This is a genomic window from Paraburkholderia sp. (assembly GCF_035948235.1).
In the GTDB taxonomy this organism is placed as follows: Bacteria; Pseudomonadota; Gammaproteobacteria; order Burkholderiales; family Burkholderiaceae; genus Paraburkholderia.
This window is the reverse complement of the sequence record NZ_DASZJJ010000189.1, coordinates 1-19,771: the sequence shown is the minus strand read 5'-3', so window position 1 is coordinate 19,771 and position 19,771 is coordinate 1. Positions and strand designations below refer to the sequence as shown.

Annotated in this window: 23 protein-coding genes and 1 pseudogene; 13 read left to right on the top strand and 11 right to left on the bottom strand. The window is 64.9% G+C overall.

The features are described from left to right. From glyA to VG320_RS16340, 7 genes and pseudogenes are all read left to right on the top strand, one after another. Positions 1 to 442: pseudogene (gene glyA / locus VG320_RS16370) on the top strand (serine hydroxymethyltransferase); the annotation flags it as partial. Positions 443 to 460: 18 nt separating this feature from the next. Beyond that, on the top strand, positions 461 to 943 hold the full coding sequence (nrdR, locus tag VG320_RS16365) for a transcriptional regulator NrdR (protein WP_028220157.1): 483 nt from the start codon (positions 461 to 463) through the stop codon (positions 941 to 943). 197 nt (positions 944 to 1,140) lie between these two features. Then, complete coding sequence (locus VG320_RS16360) at positions 1,141 to 1,677, top strand: GspH/FimT family pseudopilin (RefSeq protein ID WP_327201130.1); 537 nt, start codon at positions 1,141 to 1,143, stop codon at positions 1,675 to 1,677. Further along, a complete protein-coding gene (locus VG320_RS16355) occupies positions 1,674 to 2,063 on the top strand; it encodes a hypothetical protein (protein ID WP_327201129.1) in 390 nt (129 codons plus the stop codon). Before VG320_RS16360 ends, VG320_RS16355 begins: the two co-directional genes overlap by 4 nt. After that, positions 2,060 to 2,857, top strand: coding sequence for a PilW family protein (locus tag VG320_RS16350; protein ID WP_327201128.1), 798 nt, complete (start codon positions 2,060 to 2,062; stop codon positions 2,855 to 2,857). The genes VG320_RS16355 and VG320_RS16350 overlap by 4 nt, the downstream gene beginning before the upstream one ends. Then, on the top strand, positions 2,854 to 3,360 hold the full coding sequence (locus tag VG320_RS16345) for a hypothetical protein (RefSeq protein WP_327201127.1): 507 nt from the start codon (positions 2,854 to 2,856) through the stop codon (positions 3,358 to 3,360). The genes VG320_RS16350 and VG320_RS16345 overlap by 4 nt, the downstream gene beginning before the upstream one ends. A gap of 20 nt (positions 3,361 to 3,380) precedes the next feature. Continuing rightward, a complete protein-coding gene (locus VG320_RS16340) occupies positions 3,381 to 3,809 on the top strand; it encodes a type IV pilin protein (RefSeq protein ID WP_327201126.1) in 429 nt (142 codons plus the stop codon). Positions 3,810 to 3,845: 36 nt separating this feature from the next. On the opposite strand, the gene VG320_RS16335 is transcribed toward VG320_RS16340, so the two are convergent. The 3 genes from VG320_RS16335 to VG320_RS16325 all read right to left on the bottom strand — a co-directional run bounded on the left by VG320_RS16335 (position 3,846) and on the right by VG320_RS16325 (position 5,325). Next, the gene (locus tag VG320_RS16335; RefSeq protein WP_327201125.1) at positions 3,846 to 4,331 is read right to left on the bottom strand and encodes a DUF3318 domain-containing protein; all 486 of its coding nucleotides are present in this window, start codon (positions 4,329 to 4,331) and stop codon (positions 3,846 to 3,848) included. A gap of 27 nt (positions 4,332 to 4,358) precedes the next feature. Then, positions 4,359 to 4,742, bottom strand: a complete 384-nt coding sequence (locus VG320_RS16330) for a phage holin family protein (RefSeq protein WP_327201124.1) — start codon at positions 4,740 to 4,742, stop codon at positions 4,359 to 4,361. A 280-nt stretch (positions 4,743 to 5,022) separates the two neighbouring features. Continuing rightward, entirely contained in the window at positions 5,023 to 5,325 is a 303-nt protein-coding gene (locus VG320_RS16325) for a DUF883 family protein (RefSeq protein WP_027817793.1), read from the bottom strand. 456 nt (positions 5,326 to 5,781) lie between these two features. On the opposite strand from VG320_RS16325, the gene VG320_RS16320 reads away from it, so the two are divergent. Further along, positions 5,782 to 6,420 (top strand): peroxiredoxin, encoded by a 639-nt coding sequence (locus VG320_RS16320; RefSeq protein WP_327201123.1) that lies wholly within the window; start codon positions 5,782 to 5,784, stop codon positions 6,418 to 6,420. A 99-nt stretch (positions 6,421 to 6,519) separates the two neighbouring features. Here VG320_RS16320 and VG320_RS16315 read toward each other — a convergent pair whose 3' ends face one another. Continuing rightward, positions 6,520 to 7,710 carry an acyl-CoA dehydrogenase gene (locus VG320_RS16315; RefSeq protein ID WP_327201122.1) on the bottom strand — a complete coding sequence of 397 codons (1,191 nt, stop codon included), beginning with the start codon at positions 7,708 to 7,710 and terminating at the stop codon, positions 6,520 to 6,522. 150 nt (positions 7,711 to 7,860) lie between these two features. Here VG320_RS16315 and VG320_RS16310 point away from each other — a divergent pair, with 150 nt between their 5' ends. Beyond that, on the top strand, positions 7,861 to 8,670 hold the full coding sequence (locus tag VG320_RS16310) for an IclR family transcriptional regulator (protein WP_327201131.1): 810 nt from the start codon (positions 7,861 to 7,863) through the stop codon (positions 8,668 to 8,670). 80 nt (positions 8,671 to 8,750) lie between these two features. Here VG320_RS16310 and argF read toward each other — a convergent pair whose 3' ends face one another. Next, positions 8,751 to 9,680, bottom strand: coding sequence for an ornithine carbamoyltransferase (gene argF / locus VG320_RS16305; protein WP_327201121.1), 930 nt, complete (start codon positions 9,678 to 9,680; stop codon positions 8,751 to 8,753). A 538-nt stretch (positions 9,681 to 10,218) separates the two neighbouring features. Here argF and VG320_RS16300 point away from each other — a divergent pair. Beyond that, positions 10,219 to 10,566 (top strand): DUF3579 domain-containing protein, encoded by a 348-nt coding sequence (locus VG320_RS16300; RefSeq protein ID WP_327201120.1) that lies wholly within the window; start codon positions 10,219 to 10,221, stop codon positions 10,564 to 10,566. 152 nt (positions 10,567 to 10,718) lie between these two features. On the opposite strand, the gene rpsT is transcribed toward VG320_RS16300, so the two are convergent. Continuing rightward, positions 10,719 to 10,982, bottom strand: a complete 264-nt coding sequence (gene rpsT, locus VG320_RS16295) for a 30S ribosomal protein S20 (RefSeq protein WP_327201119.1) — start codon at positions 10,980 to 10,982, stop codon at positions 10,719 to 10,721. Between the two features lie 473 nt (positions 10,983 to 11,455). Between rpsT and murJ the strand changes: the two genes are divergently transcribed. Both murJ and VG320_RS16285 read left to right on the top strand, forming a co-directional pair. Beyond that, positions 11,456 to 13,006, top strand: a complete 1,551-nt coding sequence (murJ, locus tag VG320_RS16290; RefSeq protein ID WP_327201118.1) for a murein biosynthesis integral membrane protein MurJ — start codon at positions 11,456 to 11,458, stop codon at positions 13,004 to 13,006. A 5-nt stretch (positions 13,007 to 13,011) separates the two neighbouring features. Beyond that, positions 13,012 to 13,851: a SirB1 family protein gene (locus VG320_RS16285; RefSeq protein ID WP_327201117.1), complete on the top strand. Its 840-nt coding sequence runs from the start codon at positions 13,012 to 13,014 to the stop codon at positions 13,849 to 13,851. 71 nt (positions 13,852 to 13,922) lie between these two features. Here the strand turns inward: VG320_RS16285 and VG320_RS16280 are convergent, their stop codons facing one another. The 5 genes from VG320_RS16280 to lpxK all read right to left on the bottom strand — a co-directional run bounded on the left by VG320_RS16280 (position 13,923) and on the right by lpxK (position 17,973). Beyond that, a complete protein-coding gene (locus VG320_RS16280; protein ID WP_327201116.1) occupies positions 13,923 to 14,681 on the bottom strand; it encodes a 3-hydroxyacyl-CoA dehydrogenase in 759 nt (252 codons plus the stop codon). Positions 14,682 to 14,874: 193 nt separating this feature from the next. Next, positions 14,875 to 15,537 (bottom strand): adenylate kinase, encoded by a 663-nt coding sequence (adk, locus tag VG320_RS16275; RefSeq protein ID WP_103706287.1) that lies wholly within the window; start codon positions 15,535 to 15,537, stop codon positions 14,875 to 14,877. Between the two features lie 349 nt (positions 15,538 to 15,886). After that, a complete protein-coding gene (gene kdsB / locus VG320_RS16270) occupies positions 15,887 to 16,690 on the bottom strand; it encodes a 3-deoxy-manno-octulosonate cytidylyltransferase (RefSeq protein ID WP_327201115.1) in 804 nt (267 codons plus the stop codon). Between the two features lie 55 nt (positions 16,691 to 16,745). Continuing rightward, complete coding sequence (locus VG320_RS16265; RefSeq protein WP_327201113.1) at positions 16,746 to 16,949, bottom strand: Trm112 family protein; 204 nt, start codon at positions 16,947 to 16,949, stop codon at positions 16,746 to 16,748. Then, entirely contained in the window at positions 16,930 to 17,973 is a 1,044-nt protein-coding gene (gene lpxK, locus VG320_RS16260; protein ID WP_327201112.1) for a tetraacyldisaccharide 4'-kinase, read from the bottom strand. The genes VG320_RS16265 and lpxK overlap by 20 nt, the downstream gene beginning before the upstream one ends. Positions 17,974 to 18,502: 529 nt before the next feature. Between lpxK and xseA the strand changes: the two genes are divergently transcribed. Further along, positions 18,503 to 19,771: exodeoxyribonuclease VII large subunit (xseA, locus tag VG320_RS16255; RefSeq protein ID WP_327201111.1), on the top strand; the 1,269-nt coding region annotated here is incomplete at its 3' end.

Genomic DNA, 19,771 nt, shown 5'->3' with positions numbered 1-19,771 from the left:
CAAGGCAGTGGCGTTCAAGGAAGCGGCATCGCCGGAATTCAAGACCTACCAGCAGCAAGTGGTCGAGAACGCCCGCGTGCTGGCTGAAACGCTGGTCAAGCGCGGCCTGCGCATTGTTTCGGGCCGCACGGAAAGCCACGTCATGCTGGTCGACCTGCGCGCGAAGAACATCACCGGCAAGGCGGCGGAAGCCGTGCTGGGCAGCGCGCACATCACGGTCAACAAGAACGCGATCCCGAACGATCCGGAAAAGCCGTTCGTGACTAGCGGCATTCGCCTGGGTTCGCCGGCGATGACCACGCGCGGCTTTGGCGTGAAGGAAGCCGAGCAGGTCGGCAACCTCATCGCCGACGTGCTGGAGAACCCGGAAGACGCGGCGACGATCGAGCGCGTGAAGGCGCAAGTGTCGGAGCTGACCAAGCGTTTCCCGGTCTACGGCTAAGCCAGGCGTCGAGCCAGCATGCGCTGCCCCTTCTGCCGGCATGAAGACACGCAAGTGGTGGACTCGCGCGTGTCTGAGGACGGCGCCGCGATCCGGCGCCGCCGTCGCTGCCCGGCCTGCGACAAGCGTTTCACGACGTACGAGCGGGTCGAGCTGGCGATGCCGGCCATCGTCAAGAAGGATGGCAGCCGCACCGAATTCGACCGCCGCAAGATCATGGCGAGCATGCAACTGGCGCTGCGCAAGCGGCCCGTTGCTGCCGACGCGATCGACGCGGCGGTTGCCCGCATCGAGTATCAACTGCTCGGTAGCGGCGAGCGCGAAGTGCGCAGCGAGCGTCTTGGCGAGCTCGTGATGGGCGAGCTGCGCGAACTCGACAAAGTGGCCTTCGTGCGTTTTGCGTCTGTGTACCGGCGCTTCGAGGACGTCTCCGAATTCGAGGACGTGATCGAGGAATTCCGCCGTGCAAGCGGCGCGGCCACGCCGCCCAAAAAACGCTGAACGACCGCGCCGCGCTTGCAGGCGCGCTGTTTTCAGGCGCATATCTTTTCTCCGCATTTCCTTGCTCCTTGCCGTTGCCCGTGACCCTCGCATTCTCGCGAGCGGATCGTGTGCGCGCCACCTGGCCGTTCGGCTAATTGTTCCGTTTCACCTTGATTGATAGATTGATCGCAATCCCTCAACGATAAGGATTGCAGATGAATCAGCGCGGCTTCACCTTGCTGGAGACGATGGCCGTGATCGTCCTGATCGCGATCTGCGCAAGTGCGAGCGTGCCGTCGTTCGTCGCGTGGCGCGTGCGAGATCAGGTCGATGCGCGCGCGAATGCGCTGCTGGGCACGCTGTCTTACGCGCGCAGCGAAGCGATCCGGCGCAAGGTGCGCGTGTCCATATGCCGGATCGACCTGGCGCGGCAATGTCTGGCGGCGGGCAAGCGTTGTCCGTCGGGTTTGGCCGACTGGTCGTGCGGCTGGGCGGTGATGGCAGAGCGCGCGGGCGCGTCGATACTGCTGCGCGTGCAACCGTCGCTTGATGAGATCGCCGTGGCGTCCACTTTGACGGCGCTGACGTTCACACCGCCCGCAGGGCAGACAATCGGCAGTCTGCGCAATTTCGAAATTGCCCCGCGTGTTTCGTCGACCTCGACACGCGGCGCTGCATGGCGACGCTGCATACGTGTCGCCGCGGGCGGCCGCGCGCGCATCAGCGACGGCGCTTGCGGAGCTACGACATGAACGGGCATATGCAGTCGGGTTCGGCGCTGCTGGAAGTCGCGCTGGCGATGGCCTTGATGGCGACGTGCGGTTTAGGTCTGCTGAGCGCGCAGCTTGGTCTCGCGCGACACGCATCGGCCAGCGCGACGCTTGCGCGTGCGGCGTTTGCCGTGGATGCCGTGGGCGAAGCGGTGCTTGAAACAGGCGCGGCCACGCGCGATCAATGGCGCGAGCGTGTTGCCTCACTGGTGCCGAACGGACAGGTGAGCGTCTCCGGCTCGCAGATCGTGCAGATCGCGCTTTCATGGGCTGCGCTGCGCGACGAAGCGGCACCCGGGCGCGGCTGCGCGGACGTAGCCGTACTCGAAGAGGGGCGGGCGTGCGTGGCGCTCGCGTTTGCGCAGTGAGGCGCGTCTTGCGGCCTGCGTGGGCGAGCGCTGGGCATACGCTGCTGGAATTCACGATCGCCGTGGCGCTTGGACTCGTCGTGATCGTCGGCGCTGTCACGGCGTTTCGTTCGCAGCGCCAGGCATTCACATACGCGATCGACGCCGCGCGCATTCACGAAGCGGGCGTCAACGCCTTGACGCTTATCGGCGAGCAGATACAGATGGCCGGGTTCGTTTCCGCCGACGATACGACGGCACTTTCGGGGCCGCCCATTTTCGGCTGCAGCACAGGGCGTCCCACGGGCGCCGTCGCGAGCCTGACGTGCGAGGCCTTGCCGAGCCGCTCGGACGGCGTCGCGGTGCGCTATCGCGGCGACGCCGAATCGACGTGGCTCGCGGCCAACGGGGAGGTCACCGATTGTCTCGGGCAGGCGGTCGGCGCGTCGGCGGGCGAGGTGCTCAACCGCTTTCATGCAAAGACCAGTACCTCGACGGGCGAGCCCGAGCTGTATTGCGAGGGCACCGGCAAGATCGGCACGGCGCAGCCGCTCGTGGAAGGCGTGGAGCGCTTGCGCCTGCGTTATTGGCTAGCCGGCGCAGCACAGGCCGTGGACGCCGCCGCGTTGCCGCGCGAACGCTGGGATGCGGTGGTCGGCGTCGATCTTTGCGTGCTCGTGCGTGGCGCGGCGCTCGGGCGTCGCATGCGTTACGTCGATTGCGATGGCGCTTCGCTCTCGGCAAGCGATGGGCGAGCGCGTCAGGCGTTCTGGCGGCATGTGGCGCTGCGCAACGTACTGTGGGCGCAGCCATGAGACGCGCGACGAAGCAGGTACGGCGACAGCGCGGCGTCGCATTGCCGGTCGTGTTGTTGATCGTGTCGATCATGCTGGTGACGTCGGCGGCGTGGTTCGAAGTGTCGGTTTTCGAAGGGCGCAATGCTGCCGCCGTGGTCGATCAGTTGCAGTCGTTTCACGCTGCAGATGGCGCGCTGATGCTTTGCTCGCGTGCATTGATCGACGGTGCGGCGTCCGCCTTGCCAGCACAGGCGGGCGAGCCGCAGCAATGGCGGCGTCAGGACAGCTTTGAGGCGTTCGCCACCACGCCTGTATCGACGTGGCCGGGTTCGATTCGCGCACCGCAGTGTCTGGTCGAAGCGTGGCGTATCGAAACGCGGCCCGCCGTGCGCGCCTGGCTCGTCACGGCGCGAGGCTTTGGCGCGACGCAAGACGCGCAAAGCTGGCTGCAAATGCAGATCGTGCTCGACGGTACGCGTGTCGAGCGTCACTGGCGGCGCGTCGTAGCGCGGCCCTTTTGAGTCGCAAGGGAGAACAGGCGATGCGACGCGTGTCCCGCGGATTTACGTTGCTGGAGATGATGATTGCGCTGGCGGCGGCCGCTATCGTCGCGGCGTTCGCGCTGCCGGGCTGGCATAGCCAGATCGCGCGCGGGCATCGCATTGATGCCGTCGCGGCGCTCTATCGCGCGGCGCAGTATGTCGATGCGCAAGGGGCCGCGGCCGCGTCGCTGCCCGCAAGCATCGATCAGGCGCCGCCGTCCGGCCGTGCGGTTTATCGGCTGAAGCTGCGGGCAGCGGATGAATCGAACGGAGGCTATGCGATCGTGGCTTCGCCCACGCCGTCAGGGCCGATGCGCGCCGATCCGTGCGGCGCGTTCGTGCTCGATGCCACTGGTGTGCGCAGTAACGAAGCTAACGATGCAGCAATCGCGGGTGTCGCCGCGCGCGATTGCTGGAAAGACCATTGATGAACGCTCGCTCGGGCCGATGGCCCGGGCATTGGCTCAACCCGTGAGATCGTCCTCTTCGGACGCCGCGCGGCGGGTGCGGGCGGCGCCATCGCGTTGTCCGCGTATCTGCTGCCACACGCGCCACGCTTCATACGCGGTGAAGGCGAGGCCGCCCCATTTGACGACGGGCTTGGCTGCCGAGGCGATGCCGTCGCGCAGCGGCTTCGCCACCACGAACGAGACGAGCGAACTCAGCAGCGGGTATTGCTTGAGCAGATTGCCCAAGCCGCCGCCGAGCGCGCCCATCGTGCCGCTGGACGCGCTCGCGGCCACGCGGCCGAAGCCCGGCACGAGAAAGCGCAACCAGCTGAAGTGCGTGACGGTTTCGCGTAGTTCGATGATGGAGGCGGCCATTTCGGCGCGTTCGACGCTCGCGCGCACGAGCAGCAGCTCCTTGCGCAGCGCGCGCATCTGCGGCGTCGAGAGATCGCGGTGCGGCCGCGTGGGACGAAAGGCTTGGTCCGGTCGAAGTTGGCTCATTGGGCTCGGGGGCTTGGGGCGTCGATGCTAGGGTTTGCGAAGGATTTCACGGTCCTTCTCGAATTCTTCGAGCGTCGCCTGGAAGACCATCGGCGCATTGCGCAGACCCTGGCGCGCCTTGAGGGCGCAGAACAAGGCGGCGAGCGCGTAGACGAGCGTGATGCCGGCCAGCGCCTGCCAGCGCCAGGTGTCCCAGAACGCGATTGCGATGAGCGCGGTCAGTGCGATCAGCGCCATGGTCGCCAGCATCATCGCCGCGAGTCCGAGGAAGAGCACGCCCAGCAGGCGTTCCTTTTCTTCGGCCAGCTCGATGCCGATCAGTTCGAGCCGCGTCTGGATGATCGAGAACGCGGAGCCGAGGAGACGGCGCAACGGCCCATGTTCGTGCTGCGAGCGGGAGTCTGTCGTCATGGCGTGTGAGGGTTACGCCAACGCGTGCGCGTTGACGGGCGCGCGCCGAAGCTGCGCGAAAAAGCGCCCAGAAAAGACAGGCCGGTGCAGCGCACCGGCCTGCTGGTTGAGCGCTGGGCCGAAGCGGTTCGCGCCTGTGCACGTCGTCTGACTATGTAACGCTGGCGGTTTGACCGAAGCCAGCGCACATCGTCATGCGATGCAGCGAGCCTGCTGGAAGCCCGCAGCGCGACCGATCCGCGAGGCGGCGTAAGACCGCGACGCGGAAGACTTCAGCGGGTTACTTGCGGTTGATCAGCAAGCCCACGAGCACGCCGACGCCGGCAGCGATGCCGATCGACGTCCACGGATGTTCGTGGACATAGTCATCGGTTGCGCGTGCGGCCTTCTTGCCCTTCTCGACGACGACGACCTGAACGTCCGCCGCCTTTTCCTTCGCCTGCTTCAGGCGCGAGAGGGCCGTTTCGCGCAGCTCCGAAGCACGCTCGCCCGTGGCGCTCGCCGCTTGCTTGAGCAGGTCCTCTGCATCCGCGAGGACGGTTTTGATATCCGACATCAGCCTCTCCTTATTGACTTCTGACATTGACTGGCTCCCATCGTGTCACATTACGCGTGAATCGTAACAAAGATACGGGCGCTGGCAAGCGTGGCGCGCCGCCGCCGTGGTCCGTTCATCCATAAACCGACGCACGATCCGTTCCTGCAAGCGCGATTTTCGCTGCCGAATCAAGGATAGCGAGTGTTCACTGCGCTTTTGATGCTGCTTCAATCTTCGCCCGCAAAAAACAGCAGGGAGAGGCATGGAGTTGATCCGGCACGTAAAGTTTCCGCACCGCGGTTCAAAATTACAAAAACTCATACCAGTGTGAACCGATGTTCGTTCTCGGGGCATGAGCGTGACCTGTATGCTTCATTGTCGTGAATGTCCAGCGGCGAATCGCACATGCTTCGCGCCAGCCGCGCAACGCATCGCGTCACATCGGATCAACACGGGCAGGCCGACTTGCGCGCCGCCCACCTCGTTCAAAGGAACCGCACCATGAGTCTTCGTCTTGGCGATATTGCACCCGACTTCGAGCAGGATTCGAGCATTGGCCGCATCAAGTTTCACGAGTGGCTCGGCAATAGCTGGGGCGTGCTGTTCTCGCACCCGGCCGACTTCACGCCGGTCTGCACGACCGAACTGGGCCTGACCGCCAGGCTCAAGGACGAGTTCGAGAAGCGCAACGTGAAGACGATCGCGCTGTCGGTGGATAGCGCCGAGTCGCACAACGAATGGATCAAGGACATCAACGAGACCCAGGCCGCGAGCGTGGGCTTCCCGATCCTCGCGGACGGCGATCGCAAGGTCTCGACGCTGTACGACATGATCCATCCGAATGCGAACGAGACGTTGACGGTGCGCTCGCTGTTTGTGATCGACCCGAACAAAAAGGTGCGCCTCATCATCACGTACCCGGCGAGCACGGGCCGCAATTTCGACGAAATCCTGCGCGTGATCGATTCGCTGCAACTGACCGATCACTACCAGGTCGCGACGCCGGGCAACTGGAAGCAGGGCGACGACGTGGTGATCGTGCCGTCGCTCAAGGACGAAGAAGTCATCAAGCAGAAGTTCCCGAAGGGCTACAAGGCGCTGCGTCCGTATCTGCGTCTGACGCCGCAGCCGAACAAGTAAGCGTTCCCCGCGTTCGCTAAAAGCAAAAGCGCCGCACGTTCGATCGTGCGGCGCTTTTTGTTTTTGACGCTAAAGCGGATCTTGAAGCGAGGCGAGCGCTTAGAAGAACGCCTGGATGCCCGTCTGCGCGCGGCCGAGGATCAGCGCGTGGATGTCGTGCGTGCCCTCGTAGGTGTTGACCACTTCGAGGTTCACCAGGTGGCGCGCCACGCCGAATTCGTCCGAGATGCCGTTGCCGCCCAGCATGTCGCGCGCAAGGCGCGCGATGTCGAGCGACTTGCCGCACGAGTTGCGCTTCATGATCGACGTGATTTCGACGGCGGCCGTGCCTTCGTCCTTCATGCGGCCCAGGCGCAGGCAGCCTTGCAGGCCGAGCGTGATTTCCGTCTGCATGTCGGCGAGCTTTTTCTGGATCAGCTGATTGGCGGCGAGCGGGCGGCCGAACTGCTTGCGGTCGAGCACGTATTGACGCGCCGTGTGCCAGCACGATTCCGCCGCGCCCAGTGCGCCCCATGCAATGCCGTAGCGCGCCGAATTCAGGCACGTAAACGGTCCGCGCAGGCCCTTCACGCCCGGCATGAGGTTTTCTTCCGGCACGAACACTTCGTCGAGCACGATTTCGCCCGTGATCGAGGCGCGCAGGCCCACCTTGCCGTGGATTGCCGGGGCCGACAGACCCTTCCAGTCTTTCTCCAGAATAAAGCCGCGGATGTCGTCCTTGCCGTCTTCTTCGAGCTTGGCCCAGACCACGAACACATCGGCGATGGGCGAGTTGGTGATCCACATCTTCGCGCCCGAGAGCGAGTAACCGCCGTTCACCTTCTTCGCGCGCGTGACCATGCTGCCCGGGTCGGAGCCGTGGTTCGGCTCGGTCAGGCCGAAGCAGCCGATCCACTCGCCGCTGGCGAGCTTCGGCAGGTATTTCTCTTTCTGTGCGTCCGAGCCGAATTCGAAGATCGGCACCATGACCAGCGACGACTGCACCGACATCATCGAGCGGTAGCCCGAGTCCACGCGTTCGACTTCGCGCGCGATCAGGCCGTAGGCGACGTAGTTCAGGCCCGGGCCGCCGTACTGTTCCGGAATCGTCGGGCCGAGCAGGCCGAGTTCGCCCATCTCGCGGAAGATCGAAGCGTCGGTCTTTTCGTGGCGGAACGCCTCGACCACGCGCGGCAGCAGCTTGTCCTGTGCGTAGGCGGCAGCGGCGTCGCGCACCATGCGCTCGTCTTCGGTGAGCTGCTGGTCGAGCAGCAGCGGATCTTCCCAATGGAACTGGGCGTGTGCGGCCATGGTGTCTCTCCTGAGTCTCGTCACCCGATCTGGGCAATTTAGGGCAATTTGCTTTAGCGAATTTGCGCTTGACTTAAGTTCCGCTAAGCGGAACAATGTTTTGCAAATTGATCTCAGTGTATCACCAGCCCGCTCATGTCTGCATCCGAAATGAATTCATCCCCCGCATCATCTTCGTTCACGTCGGCGCTGGCTTCGGGGCCGATCGACGAGCGCAAGTTCGTCGTGGCGCTCGCGCGCGGACTGGAGTTGCTGCGCGCGTTTCGTCCCGGCGAGACGCTGCTCGGCAACCGCGATTTCGTCGAGCGCACCGGCCTGCCGAAGGCGACTGTGAACCGGCTGGCATACACGCTCACCGTGCTGGGCTACCTGCGCTTCGACGAATCGCTCGGCAAATACGCGCTCGACGCTGGCGTGCTGTCGCTGGGCTTCGCGCTGCTGTCTGGCACGGACACGCTGGAGCTGGCGCGCCCGCACCTGCGCGCCTTCGCCCGCGAGGTGGGCGCGGCCGTGTCGCTGGGCGGCCGCGACGGTCTGGACGTGATCTATCTGGAGACGATCCGCAGCGAAACGGCGCTCACGCTAGGGCTGGCGTCGGGTTCGCGGCTGTCGATGCTGACGAGTTCGATGGGGCGCGCGTATCTGGCGGTGCAGCCGCTCGACGTGCGCGCAGCGCTGTTCGCGGAACTGGAAAAGGCGGCGGGCGAGGACGGTCCGGCCCAGGTGGCGGCGGCGAAACGCGAGATCGAGAACTTCGCGAAGGAGGGCGCGTGCTTTTCGTTTCGCGACTGGCACGAGGACGTCAACGCCGTGGCCGTGCCGTTTCGCGAGCCGCGCGAGCGGCGCTGGCTGGTGCTCAGCTGCAGCGGGCCGGCGTCGTCGATGGGGCCGGACGTATTCCGCGAGCGTGTCGCGCCGCTGTTGAAGTCATTGGCGCGGCGGCTGGGCGAGACGGTTTGAAGCGCCGCTAAGCCACGCGTCGAAAAAGAAAAAGCCGGGAGACTTTTCCCGGCTTTCTTTTTCGCGATGCGCGGTGCGGCTCAGTGATTGAGCTTGCCCAGCAGCAGGAACTCCATCAGCGCCTTCTGGACGTGCAGACGGTTTTCCGCTTCGTCCCAGACCACGCTTTGCGGTCCGTCGATCACTTCGGCACTCACTTCCTCGCCGCGGTGCGCGGGCAGGCAGTGCATGAAGAGGGCGTCGGCGTTGGCGCGCGCCATCATTTCGGCGTCCACGCACCAGTCGGCGAAGGCCTTCTTGCGCGCTTCGTTTTCCGCTTCGAAACCCATGCTGGTCCACACGTCGGTGGTCACGAGGTCGGCGCCTGCGCAGGCTTCGTTCGGATCTTCAAACACGGCGATGAACGGCTCGCTTTCCTTCGCGACCAAAGCCGGATCGATCTGATAGCCCGGCGGCGTGGAGATGCGCAGCTTGAAGTCGAGGATCTGCGCCGCTTCGATCCAGGTGTAAAGCATGTTGTTGGCGTCGCCGACCCACGCCACGGTCTTGCCGCGGATCGGACCGCGATGCTCGTAGAACGTGAAGATATCAGCCAGCACCTGGCAGGGGTGGTACTCGTTGGTCAGGCCGTTGATGACCGGTACGCGCGAGCTTTCGGCAAAGCGCTTGATGATGTCCTGGCCGAACGTGCGGATCATGATGATGTCGACCATGCGCGAGATGACCTGCGCGGAGTCCTCGATCGGCTCGCCGCGGCCGAGCTGCGTGTCGCGCGTGTTCATGAACACCGCGTGGCCGCCCAGCTGGAAGATGCCGGCTTCGAACGAAAGCCGCGTGCGCGTCGAGTTCTTCTCGAAGATCATCGCGAGCGTGCGGTCGTGCAGCGGATGGTAGGTCTCGTAGTTCTTGAATTTGCGCTTCAGGATGCGCGCGCGCTCCAGCACATAGTCATATTCTTCAAGAGAGAAATCCGAGAACTGCAGGTAATGGCGAATGGAACGGGAGGTCATGAAGCGAAAACGGCGCCCGATCCGGCCTCGAACTGCAGAAGAGGGCCGGCGACGCCGCTGCGGTTGGTGGTAAGTCAAAGCAGCATAAAGGATTTTGCTGAATTTGACGAGTTGGCTAAAAGATGGCGCGGGCATACAGGCGGGAGGGGGCGTGTCGCACCGTCGAAGCTGCGCGCGGGGCTAAAGTCGGCGCTCGCCAGGCCGTCAAGTGTCTTGTGTGCGGTGCGTCAAAAGGTGCGCTGCGCTATAATCCGATAGATTTCTCAGGCCCGGCTGCGGGCTCCAGGAGCCACGCGCAAGCGGCCTGGCACTGGCCGGCAGGGTGCCGCGCACGCGATGCCTGGCGTCCTGAGCGCTGTGCATATGCCAGGTGCGCCACGGTGTTCGTTGCCAGCTGGAGTGCGCGGGCGACGCGATCCTGCCCTGGTTCGCTGAGCCGGAAATCGAGCTTAAAGCTGAGCGAGCTTAAAGCTGAGCCAAAAGCGCAGCCGCGCCACAAGCCGGACCGCGCGCCGCGACGTCACACAGGTACTCCTACATGGCCGAAGAAGCCCCAACCGAATACTTCATTCAAGGCATCACCAGCAAAGGGAAGAAGTTTCGTCCGAGCGACTGGTCGGAGCGTCTGGCGGGTGTGATGTCGAGCTTCGGGCCGATGGGGTCGGCTAACGCGCGCGGGCCGAACGCCCATCTGCGCTATTCCCTCTACGTGCGCCCGACGATGATCGGCGATCTCAAGGTGGTGGTGCTTGATTCGCGCCTCAAGGAGATCGAGCCGATGGCGTTCAATTTCGTGCTGAACTTCGCCAAGGACAACGATCTCGTTGTGACCGAGGCCTGCGAACTGCCCCACGATCACGCGACCCAGCAGGGCGGGGCGCGATAAACGCAGAGGCTTTGCGCTATCCGCATCTATAAAACGACCCGCTCTGGCGGGTTTTTTTACGCCTGAATTCGCGCCTGAACACAAAACAGGCAGGCACAAAAAAACCCGCCGAAGCGGGTTTTTCGTGCAGCGTCAGGTTGAACCTGGATCGCTTAGGCCATTGCCTTGACAGCAGCAGCCAGACGGCTCTTGTTACGAGCAGCCTTGTTCTTGTGGACGATCTTCTTGTCCGAGATGATGTCCAGCGTCTTTGCCGAAGCCTTCAGGATCTCAGCAGCAGCTGCCTTGTCACCAGCGTCGATAGCCTTGCGAACAGCCTTGATAGCCGTACGGAACTTCGAGCGCAGTGCCGAGTTGTGCGAGTTTGCCTTGGTGGCTTGACGTGCACGCTTGCGTGCTTGTGCGGAATTTGCCATTACATGTCCTTGAGTTTTCAGGGTGCGTACTTGCCGACACCCCTTGCCTGGATTCGCGCCTGGGCCATACCCCAATGCGCAAAACGGTATTTGCCAGCTTTCGCGACGCTTTTGCCTTACGTCGTTTGGACTGGCCGCGCCCCTTGTGCCAAAGCGCCAGCGGACCGTTGACGGACTGCCGCGCGCTTCCTTTCCGGAACGCGTTTCTGCCTTTTCCTTCTTTTTCCAGATCCAATTCAGACCGGGAATCGGCGATTATAGCAACGAAATCAGGGATATGGCAATTTTGCTGATCCAGAACACGGCAAAGCGTCAGGGGCAGAACGTCTTTTGTGCGATGCGGTCACAATGCTCCCGCACCGAATCACATGCCGTGCCGATCCACTTTGCGCAGCGCTGTTTCGAATCGTTACGCTTACGGCCACGCCGCACATCGGCGATCGGCCAGATGGCACCCGTATAATAAGCGCCCCATGAATCTATTCCGAGCCCTGCTGACGGTCAGCGGCTTCACGCTGCTGTCTCGCGTGACCGGACTGGCCCGCGAGACGCTGATCGCCCGAGCATTCGGCGCGAGTCAGTACACCGACGCCTTTTACGTCGCGTTCCGCATTCCCAACCTGCTGCGCCGCATTTCGGCCGAAGGCGCGTTTTCGCAGGCTTTCGTGCCGATCCTCGCGGAGTTCAAGAACCAGCAGGGCCATGACGCCACGCGTGCGCTCGTCGACGCCACCTCGACCGTGCTCGCCTGGGTGCTCGCCATTCTGTCGCTGCTGGGCATTGTCGGCGCGTCGTTCGTGGTGACCGTGGTCGCGTCGGGCCTCAAGAGCGACGGGCAGGCTTATCAGCTTGCCGTCACGATGACGCGCATCATGTTCCCGTACATCGTGTTCATTTCGCTGACGTCGCTCGCGTCCGGCGTGCTCAACACGTACAAGCAGTTCTCGCTGCCCGCGTTCGCGCCGGTGCTGCTCAATGTCTCGTTCATCGTGGCGGCGGTGGCCTTCGCGCCGCGCATGCATCAGCCGGTCTTCGCGCTGGCGTGGGCCGTGATCGTCGGCGGGGTGCTGCAGTTCCTCGTGCAGTTGCCGGGCCTCAAGCGCATCGACATGATGCCGCGCATCCACCTGAACCCGCTCAAGGCGCTCGCGCATCGCGGCGTCAAGCGCGTGCTCGCGAAAATGGTGCCGGCCATGTTCGCGGTGTCGGTCGCGCAGATCAGCCTGATCATCAATACGAACATTGCCTCGCGCCTGGGGCCGGGCGCGGTGTCGTGGATCAACTACGCCGACCGCCTGATGGAATTTCCCACGGCGCTGCTGGGCGTGGCGCTTGGCACGATCCTGCTGCCGTCGCTCTCGAAGGCGCACGTCGATGCCGATCCGCACGAGTATTCGGCGCTGCTCGACTGGGGCCTGCGCGTGACTTTCCTGCTGGCCGCGCCGTCCGCCATCGCGCTGTTCTTTTTCGCCGAGCCGCTCACGGCGACGCTGTTCGACTACGGCAAGTTCGACGCGCATTCGGTGGTGATGACGGGCCGCGCGCTCGCGGCCTACGGCGTGGGGCTGGTCGGCCTGATCCTCATCAAGATACTCGCGCCCGGTTTTTACGCGCGCCAGGACATCAAGACGCCCGTGAAGATCGGCGTGGGCGTGCTGGTCGCCACGCAGATCAGCAATTACATTTTCGTGCCCATTTTTTCGCACGCGGGCCTCACGCTGTCCGTCGGTCTGGGCGCCTGCATGAACGCGATGCTGCTCTTTATCGGGCTGCGTCGGCGCGGCATCTATATGCCGTCGGCGGGCTGGTCGACGTTCTTCGTGCAACTGATCGGGGCATGCCTCGTGCTGGCAGGGGCCATGCACTGGTGCTCGATCAGCTATGACTGGATTGGCCTGCGCCACGAGCCGCTCGCGCGCATCCTGCTGCTCGGCTCCTGCCTCGTGCTGTTTGCGACGCTATATTTCGGTATGCTTTGGCTGATGGGCTTCAAATACGGCTACTTCAAGAGGCGCACGAAGTGACGACGATGAACTCGCGGGTACTGGACTATTTCAGCGCGCTCGTCGCGGAGGACGAGAGCCTGCCGCTCACCGAAGCGGCGCTGTCGATCGCGCAGGATGCTTACCCCGATCTCGATCTGCAAGGCACGCTCGCCGAAATCGACGAGCTGGCGCTGCGCGTAAGCCGACGCCTGCCCGAAGGCGCCGACGTGCGCCAGCAGATCGCATTTCTGAACCGCGTGTTCTTTCGCGAGATGGGTTTCGCGGCCAATCTCAACGATTATTTCGATCCCGATAACAGCCATCTGCATGTCGTGCTGCGGCGCCGCCGCGGCATTCATGTGTCGCTTGCCGTGCTGTATCTGGAGATCGCGAGCCAGCTTGGCCTGCCGGTGCAGGGCGTGGCGTTTCCCGGGCACTTTCTGCTGCGCGTCTCGCTGCCCGACGGCGACGCAATGCTCGACCCGACCACGGGCCGCGCGCTCACCGAATCCGATATGGTCGAAATGCTGGAGCCGTACGTGGCGAACGCGGGCGATTCCGTCGCCCGTGCGCTGCGTATGCTGCTCGAACCGGCCACGCGGCGCGAGATCGTCGCGCGCATGTTGCGCAATCTGAAATCGGTCTATCTGCAGACCGAACGCTGGGAGCGGCTGCTGGGCATCCAGCAGCGCCTCGTGATCCTGCTGCCCGACAGCATCGAGGAAGTGCGCGACCGTGGCTTTGCCTTTGCGCGGCTCGATTACGTGCGGCCCGCGCTGGAGGATCTGGAGGCCTACCTCGACGAGCGCCCGGACGCCGACGACGCCACCGTCGTCGAAACGCAGTTGCAGGAGCTGCGCCAGCGCATGCTCGACAACGACTGACGCGCTACGCTCAAACGCCCCAACGAAAAAGCCCGCATCGCAGCGGGCTTTTTGCATTGTGCAAGGCGGCCTTACTTCGGCTGCATGCGGATCGCGCCGTCGAGGCGAATCACCTCGCCATTGAGCATCGGGTTCTCGAAGATCTGCTTGACCAGCATCGCATATTCGTCGGGCTTGCCCAGACGCGAGGGGAACGGCACCATCGCGCCGAGCGCGTCCTGCACTTCCTGGGGCATGCCCAGCAGCATCGGCGTTTCGAAGATGCCGGGCGCGATCGTCATCACGCGGATGCCGCTGCGCGACAGGTCGCGCGCGATCGGCAGCGTCATGGCGACCACGCCGCCCTTGGACGCCGCGTACGCCGCCTGGCCGATCTGGCCGTCATACGCCGCCACGGAAGCCGTATTGACGATCACGCCGCGCTCGCCGCCCTCGGCGGGCGCGGTCTGCGCGATCGCGGCGGCCGCGAGGCGGATCATGTTGAAGGTGCCGATCAGATTGACTGAGATGGTCTTGCTGAAGGCGTCGAGCGGATGCGGCCCATCCTTGCCGACGGTTTTCACCGCGGGCGCGATGCCCGCGCAGTTCACGAGGCCGCGCAGCGTGCCCAGCGCCGTAGCGGCGGCCACGGCTTTGGCGCCGTCTTCCTCACTGGCGACGTTGCACTTCACGAATACGCCGTTAAGCTCTTTGGCCAGTGCGTTGCCGGCTTCCTCGTTGAGATCGGCGAGTACGACCTTGCCGCCTTCGGCTGCGATCAGGCGCGCCGAAGCGGCACCGAGGCCCGAAGCGCCACCGGTAATCAGGAATACGTTGTCGCGGATTTGCATCTGTCTTCCTCCTTGCTGCTCGATGTGATTGTTATGCGCAGGTGATTCGCGGCCAGCCCGCGGCTCTTCAGCAAAACAAAGCAGAGGAGTGGGAGTCCAGAAGGACCGAGGGCCGGCCAGAAAGCAAAACGGGCGAGGCCGGCGGTTTCGCCGGGCCTCGCCCGGCTTGGCCGGCAAGAGACGTCTTGCGGTGTTACTTCAGGGCGTCGAACGCGCGGTTGCGGATTTCGTCCACGCTGCCCAGACCCGAGATCGCGCGATACTGCGGCGCCTGCAGGCCATTTTCTTCGCCACGCTTGGCCCATTCGCTGTAGTAGCTGATGAGCGGCTTGGTTTGCGCGACGTACACGTCAAGACGCTTGCGCACGGTCTCTTCCTTGTCGTCGTCGCGTTGCACGAGCGGCTCGCCCGTCACGTCGTCTTTCATGTCCTCTTTGGGAGGATTGAACTTGACGTGGTACGTGCGGCCCGATGCCGGGTGCATGCGGCGGCCGCTCATACGCGTGATGATCTCGTCGAACGGCACGTCGATCTCCAGCACGTAGTCGATCGCCACGCCTGCCTGCTTCATCGCCTCTGCCTGCGGCAGCGTGCGCGGAAAGCCGTCGAACAGATAACCGTTCTTGCAGTCGTCTTCCTTCAGACGTTCCTTCACCAGGTTGATGATCAGTTCGTCGGTCACGAGCTCGCCCGCGTCCATGAAGCGCTTCGCCTCGAGACCGAGCGGCGTGCCTGCCTTGACCGCCGCGCGCAGCATGTCGCCGGTCGAGATTTGCGGAATGCCGAACTTCTCTTTGATGAAGTTTGCCTGGGTTCCCTTGCCCGCGCCGGGGGCGCCCAACAGGATCAAACGCATTTCAACTTTCTCCGATCTGTGTGAATTCTTGCGGCGCGGCGGCTGCCCGTCATGGAGTTCAGGGCGGCATCTACGGCGTCGTGCGTCTCCTACCCGTTTGCTCGCGCCCGTCACGCCCCGAGGATCATCGTCCCGCAGGCTGGCAGCACTACACCAGAGCCGCACATGCAAAGCGCCGGAATGAAATCCGGCGCGGCGCGGTTAGCGTATGGCCATGGAAGGCTGCGAGCGAAACCGGGCAACGGTGAGGAAACATCGGGGAAACCCCGGGAAAACCCCACGCACAAAGGCCTGGACGGCTCGCGCAAACAATTGATTATGCCATGGGTTTTTCGGCCCACCAGCGCTATTAAGGTCGGAATAACGCCTGTACACGGGCCAGGTCGGCGGGCGTGTCGACGCCGGGCGCCGGCGCCTCGTCGGTGACGAGCACCGCGATGCGCTCGCCGTGCCACATCGCGCGCAGCTGTTCAAGCGCTTCGACCTGCTCGATCGGCGACTGCGCGAGGCCTGGATAGGCGCGCAGGAATTTGGCCCGGTAGGCATACAGGCCGATATGCCGATAAACCGTCGCCGGGGCAGGCGGGGCGGGCATCGCGGCCAGATCAAGGCGGCCCGGCGACCAGTGCGGCTGCCACGCGTCGCGGGCCCAGGGAATGGGCGCGCGCGAGAAGTACAGCGCCACGCCGCGCGCATCGAGCACGACCTTCACGACGTTCGGGCTGAAGATCTCGTCCGGGGCCGTGATGGGGTGGGCGGCGGTGGCGATCGCGCACTCGGGATGAGCCGCCAGGTGCGACGCCACGTCGCAGATCAAGGCGGGGTCGATCAGCGGCTCATCGCCCTGAACATTGACCACGATCAAATCATCGCTCCAGCCGAAGTGCTCTGCGACTTCCGCCAGGCGATCCGTGCCCGAAGGATGATCGGCGCGCGTGAGGACGGCTTCGAAGCCATGCTCGCGAGCGGCGTCCAGCACGCTCTGGGCGTCGGAGGCCACCAGCACCTGCTGGGCGCCCGAGTCGCGGGCGCGCTCGGCCACGCGCACGACCATCGGCTTGCCGCCGATATCGGCGAGTGGCTTGTTCGGCAGCCGGGTGGACGCAAGACGCGCCGGCACGACGGCGATAAAGGGTTGCACGGGAGCGGTCATGGCCAGTTCGGGCGAGGTGAGGCGGATGAGGCGTGGCGGGCGCGAGAGCGGCGGATCAGACCGCGCCGGGGCCGTTGGGGTCGACGGGCGTGCCTTCGACGGTCTGACGGGCTTCGTCGACGAGCATGACGGGGATGCCGTCGCGGATCGGATAGGCGAGCTTGTCGGCGTTGCAGATCAGTTCCTGCGCGGCGCGATCGTAGCTGAGCGGGCCCTTGCAGATCGGGCAGACCAAAATTTCAAGCAGACGGGCGTCCACGGAGTTTCTCCACAACCAGAGTGATAAGGCGATGATCGAGCGCGGCTTGTACAGGGACAACCCAGATGCGCGCGTCGTTCCAGGCCCCCAATTTTACTGCATCCTTTTCGGTGACCAGGATCGCGTCGGCAGCGATCTCGCTGAACGGGTTCGACGCAAAGTCGTAATGATCGGGCAGCGGCAGCGTTTGCGGCGCGAGACCGGCCGCGCGCAGCGTCGCGAAAAAGCGCTCCGGCGAGCCGATGCCGGCCGCCGCGACCAGCCGCACCGGCGCTTGCGGCGTGCCGCCGAACTGCGCGAGCGGGCGGCGCAGCGACGGGTTCGCCAGATGCCAGGCATCGCCTGGTTCGAGCTTGAGCGCGAAAGTATTGGGCCAGTCGGGCAGCGCGCGTTCGAACGGATTGTTGATGAGGGTGGCGTCGCGATGGCGCGAGAGCGACTCGCGCAGCGGCCCGGCGGGCAGCAGGAAGCCGTTGCCGCCCAGCCGGTGGTCGAATACCACCAGCTCGAAATCGCGCTGGAGCCGATAGTGCTGCAGGCCGTCATCGCTGACGATCACGTTCACGTCGCGATGCGCCGCTCGCAGTGCCTGCGCCGCCGCGACGCGATCGGGCGAGACCCACACCGGCACGCCGGTGCGGCGGGCGATCAGCAAAGGTTCGTCGCCGCAGGCGCTGGGCGGCGTGGTGGCGCTCACGGGCGTCGGCCGTTCGATCTTCGCGCCATAGCCGCGCGACACCACGCCCGGCGAATAGCCGGCGGCGCGCAACGCCTCGACGAGCGCGATCACCGTGGGCGTCTTGCCGGTGCCGCCGACCGTCACATTGCCGACCACCACGACCGGCACGTCCACGCGCACCGATTTGAGCCAGCCGGCGGCAAAGGCCGCGCGGCGCGCGCCGCTCACGGCGGCGAACACGGCCGCAAGCGGCGTGAGCGCCCAGGCTAGCGGGCCGCGCTGCTGCCAGGCGCGCGCAAACGTGTCTTCAGCGCGCGCCTTGAAATCGGCGAGGGGGCCGCTCATCGGCATGTGCCGCGCGAAGCGTTCGCGGCCGGCGCGGACAGCGTACGGTGGGACGGGATGGGCATCGGAGCGGTTCTCCAGTTCGGTAGGTTCGGACGGCGCGGCGCTCGGGCGCCAGGCGGGCCGACGTGAACCCGGCACTCTAGCGCGGGTGGGCGAAAGGCGGCAAGCGGCGTGGCAGGAGCGCGAGCGCGATTGTCGGCTCGACGGCGCATTCCCCGAAATATCCACCCCCTGTGGACAACTTTGTGGAGAAGTCGCTGCCTCACGGCCGCAAAGGCCCGTTCGTACGCCCTTCCATCGGTGTAAGGTGCGGGTTCTCAAATAAAAATCTGATTTAAATCAATGACATAGATGGGATTTTAGCGTTTGCGCGAGACCCGTCGCAAATATGACAATTCATGCAGTCAATGTGGAAACTTCGCGGCCGCCGTGCGCTGGGAGCGTTTCCTGCTGGACTCGGGCCCCCTGAACGGTCTATCGTCTGGGCGGGCCGCCTCGCGTCCGTCGTTTATCCACACCCTCTGCCATGTTCTCCGATCGCCTTTCTTCCGCGCCTGGCGGCGACGTCGTCGTTCCGGTTTCCGCGCTCAATCGCGCCATTGGCGCCATGCTCGAGCGCAGCTTTCCGCTTGCCTGGATTTCCGGCGAAGTGTCGAATTTCACGCGCGCCGCGAGCGGCCATTGGTACTTTTCGATCAAGGATGCCCAGGCGCAGATCCGCTGCGTGATGTTCCGCGGCCGCGCCCAGTACGCCGAATTCACGCCGCGTGAGGGCGACCGCATCGAGGTGCGCGCGCTCGTGACGATGTACGAGCCGCGCGGCGAACTTCAGCTCAACGTCGAAGCAGTGCGCCGCACCGGCCAGGGGCGACTGTACGAAGCGTTCCTGCGCCTGAAGGCCCAGCTCGAATCCGAAGGGCTCTTCGACGAGGCGCGCAAGCGTGAACTGCCCACGCATCCGCGCGCGATCGGTGTGATTACGTCGATGCAGGCCGCCGCGCTGCGCGACGTGCTCACGACGCTGTGCCGCCGCGCGCCGCATGTGCCGGTGATCGTCTATCCGGCGCCGGTGCAGGGCGCGGGCTCGGCGGAAAAGCTCACGGCCATGCTCGAAGCCGCCAACGCGCGCAACGAGGTCGACGTGATCGTGCTGTGCCGGGGCGGCGGTTCGATCGAGGATCTCTGGTCGTTCAACGACGAGGCGCTGGCGCGCGCGATTGCGGCAAGCGAGATCCCCGTGGTCAGCGGCGTGGGCCACGAAACCGATTTCACCATCGCCGATTTTGCCGCCGATGTCCGCGCGCCTACGCCCACAGCCGCCGCCGAGCTGGTGAGCCCGCAGCGCGTGCTGCTGCTGCGAGAGCTGGATCAGCGTCATGCCGTGCTCGCGCGCGGTTTCGGCCGTCTGATGGAGCGCCGCGCGCAGCAACTCGACTGGCTCGCGCGGCGTCTGGTGTCGCCGGCTGAGCGCCTTGCGCAGCAGCGCTCGCATCTGCGTCAACTGGCGATCCGGCTGGCATCGGCGGGCTCGCGCTCGACCGCGCAGGCGCGCGCCAGCTTCAACGTCGTGCAGATGCGCTGGCAGCGCACGCGTCCGGACGCGGCCGCGCAGCGCGCCCAGGTGGAGGCGCTCGGACGGCGTCTGGACGCCGCTTTCTCGCGCGAGCGCGAACGGGCTGGCGCTCGCGTGTCGGAACTCGCGGCGCGGCTCGAAGTGCTCAGCCCGCAGCGCACCCTGGAGCGCGGCTACGCAGCGCTGCTCGACGCGCAAAGCGGCGCGGCCGTGCGTGCGCCC

Excerpts from the sequence above, each read along its gene's own strand:
- VG320_RS16335 (WP_327201125.1), bottom strand. The coding sequence starts at position 4,331 with ATGAGCCAACTTCGACCGGACCAAGCCTTTCGTCCCACGCGGCCGCAC.
- VG320_RS16280 (WP_327201116.1), bottom strand. The coding sequence starts at position 14,681 with ATGCAAATCCGCGACAACGTATTCCTGATTACCGGTGGCGCTTCGGGC.
- adk (WP_103706287.1), bottom strand. The coding sequence starts at position 15,537 with ATGCGTTTGATCCTGTTGGGCGCCCCCGGCGCGGGCAAGGGAACCCAG.
- rpsT (WP_327201119.1), bottom strand. The coding sequence starts at position 10,982 with ATGGCAAATTCCGCACAAGCACGCAAGCGTGCACGTCAAGCCACCAAG.
- VG320_RS16330 (WP_327201124.1), bottom strand. The coding sequence starts at position 4,742 with ATGACGACAGACTCCCGCTCGCAGCACGAACATGGGCCGTTGCGCCGT.
- nrdR (WP_028220157.1), top strand. The coding sequence starts at position 461 with ATGCGCTGCCCCTTCTGCCGGCATGAAGACACGCAAGTGGTGGACTCG.
- VG320_RS16315 (WP_327201122.1), bottom strand. The coding sequence starts at position 7,710 with ATGGCCGCACACGCCCAGTTCCATTGGGAAGATCCGCTGCTGCTCGAC.
- VG320_RS16360 (WP_327201130.1), top strand. The coding sequence starts at position 1,141 with ATGAATCAGCGCGGCTTCACCTTGCTGGAGACGATGGCCGTGATCGTC.
- kdsB (WP_327201115.1), bottom strand. The coding sequence starts at position 16,690 with ATGACCGCTCCCGTGCAACCCTTTATCGCCGTCGTGCCGGCGCGTCTT.
- VG320_RS16355 (WP_327201129.1), top strand. The coding sequence starts at position 1,674 with ATGAACGGGCATATGCAGTCGGGTTCGGCGCTGCTGGAAGTCGCGCTG.
- murJ (WP_327201118.1), top strand. The coding sequence starts at position 11,456 with ATGAATCTATTCCGAGCCCTGCTGACGGTCAGCGGCTTCACGCTGCTG.
- VG320_RS16310 (WP_327201131.1), top strand. The coding sequence starts at position 7,861 with ATGAATTCATCCCCCGCATCATCTTCGTTCACGTCGGCGCTGGCTTCG.
- VG320_RS16340 (WP_327201126.1), top strand. The coding sequence starts at position 3,381 with ATGCGACGCGTGTCCCGCGGATTTACGTTGCTGGAGATGATGATTGCG.
- VG320_RS16285 (WP_327201117.1), top strand. The coding sequence starts at position 13,012 with ATGAACTCGCGGGTACTGGACTATTTCAGCGCGCTCGTCGCGGAGGAC.
- VG320_RS16320 (WP_327201123.1), top strand. The coding sequence starts at position 5,782 with ATGAGTCTTCGTCTTGGCGATATTGCACCCGACTTCGAGCAGGATTCG.
- argF (WP_327201121.1), bottom strand. The coding sequence starts at position 9,680 with ATGACCTCCCGTTCCATTCGCCATTACCTGCAGTTCTCGGATTTCTCT.
- VG320_RS16345 (WP_327201127.1), top strand. The coding sequence starts at position 2,854 with ATGAGACGCGCGACGAAGCAGGTACGGCGACAGCGCGGCGTCGCATTG.
- lpxK (WP_327201112.1), bottom strand. The coding sequence starts at position 17,973 with ATGAGCGGCCCCCTCGCCGATTTCAAGGCGCGCGCTGAAGACACGTTT.
- VG320_RS16325 (WP_027817793.1), bottom strand. The coding sequence starts at position 5,325 with ATGTCAGAAGTCAATAAGGAGAGGCTGATGTCGGATATCAAAACCGTC.
- VG320_RS16300 (WP_327201120.1), top strand. The coding sequence starts at position 10,219 with ATGGCCGAAGAAGCCCCAACCGAATACTTCATTCAAGGCATCACCAGC.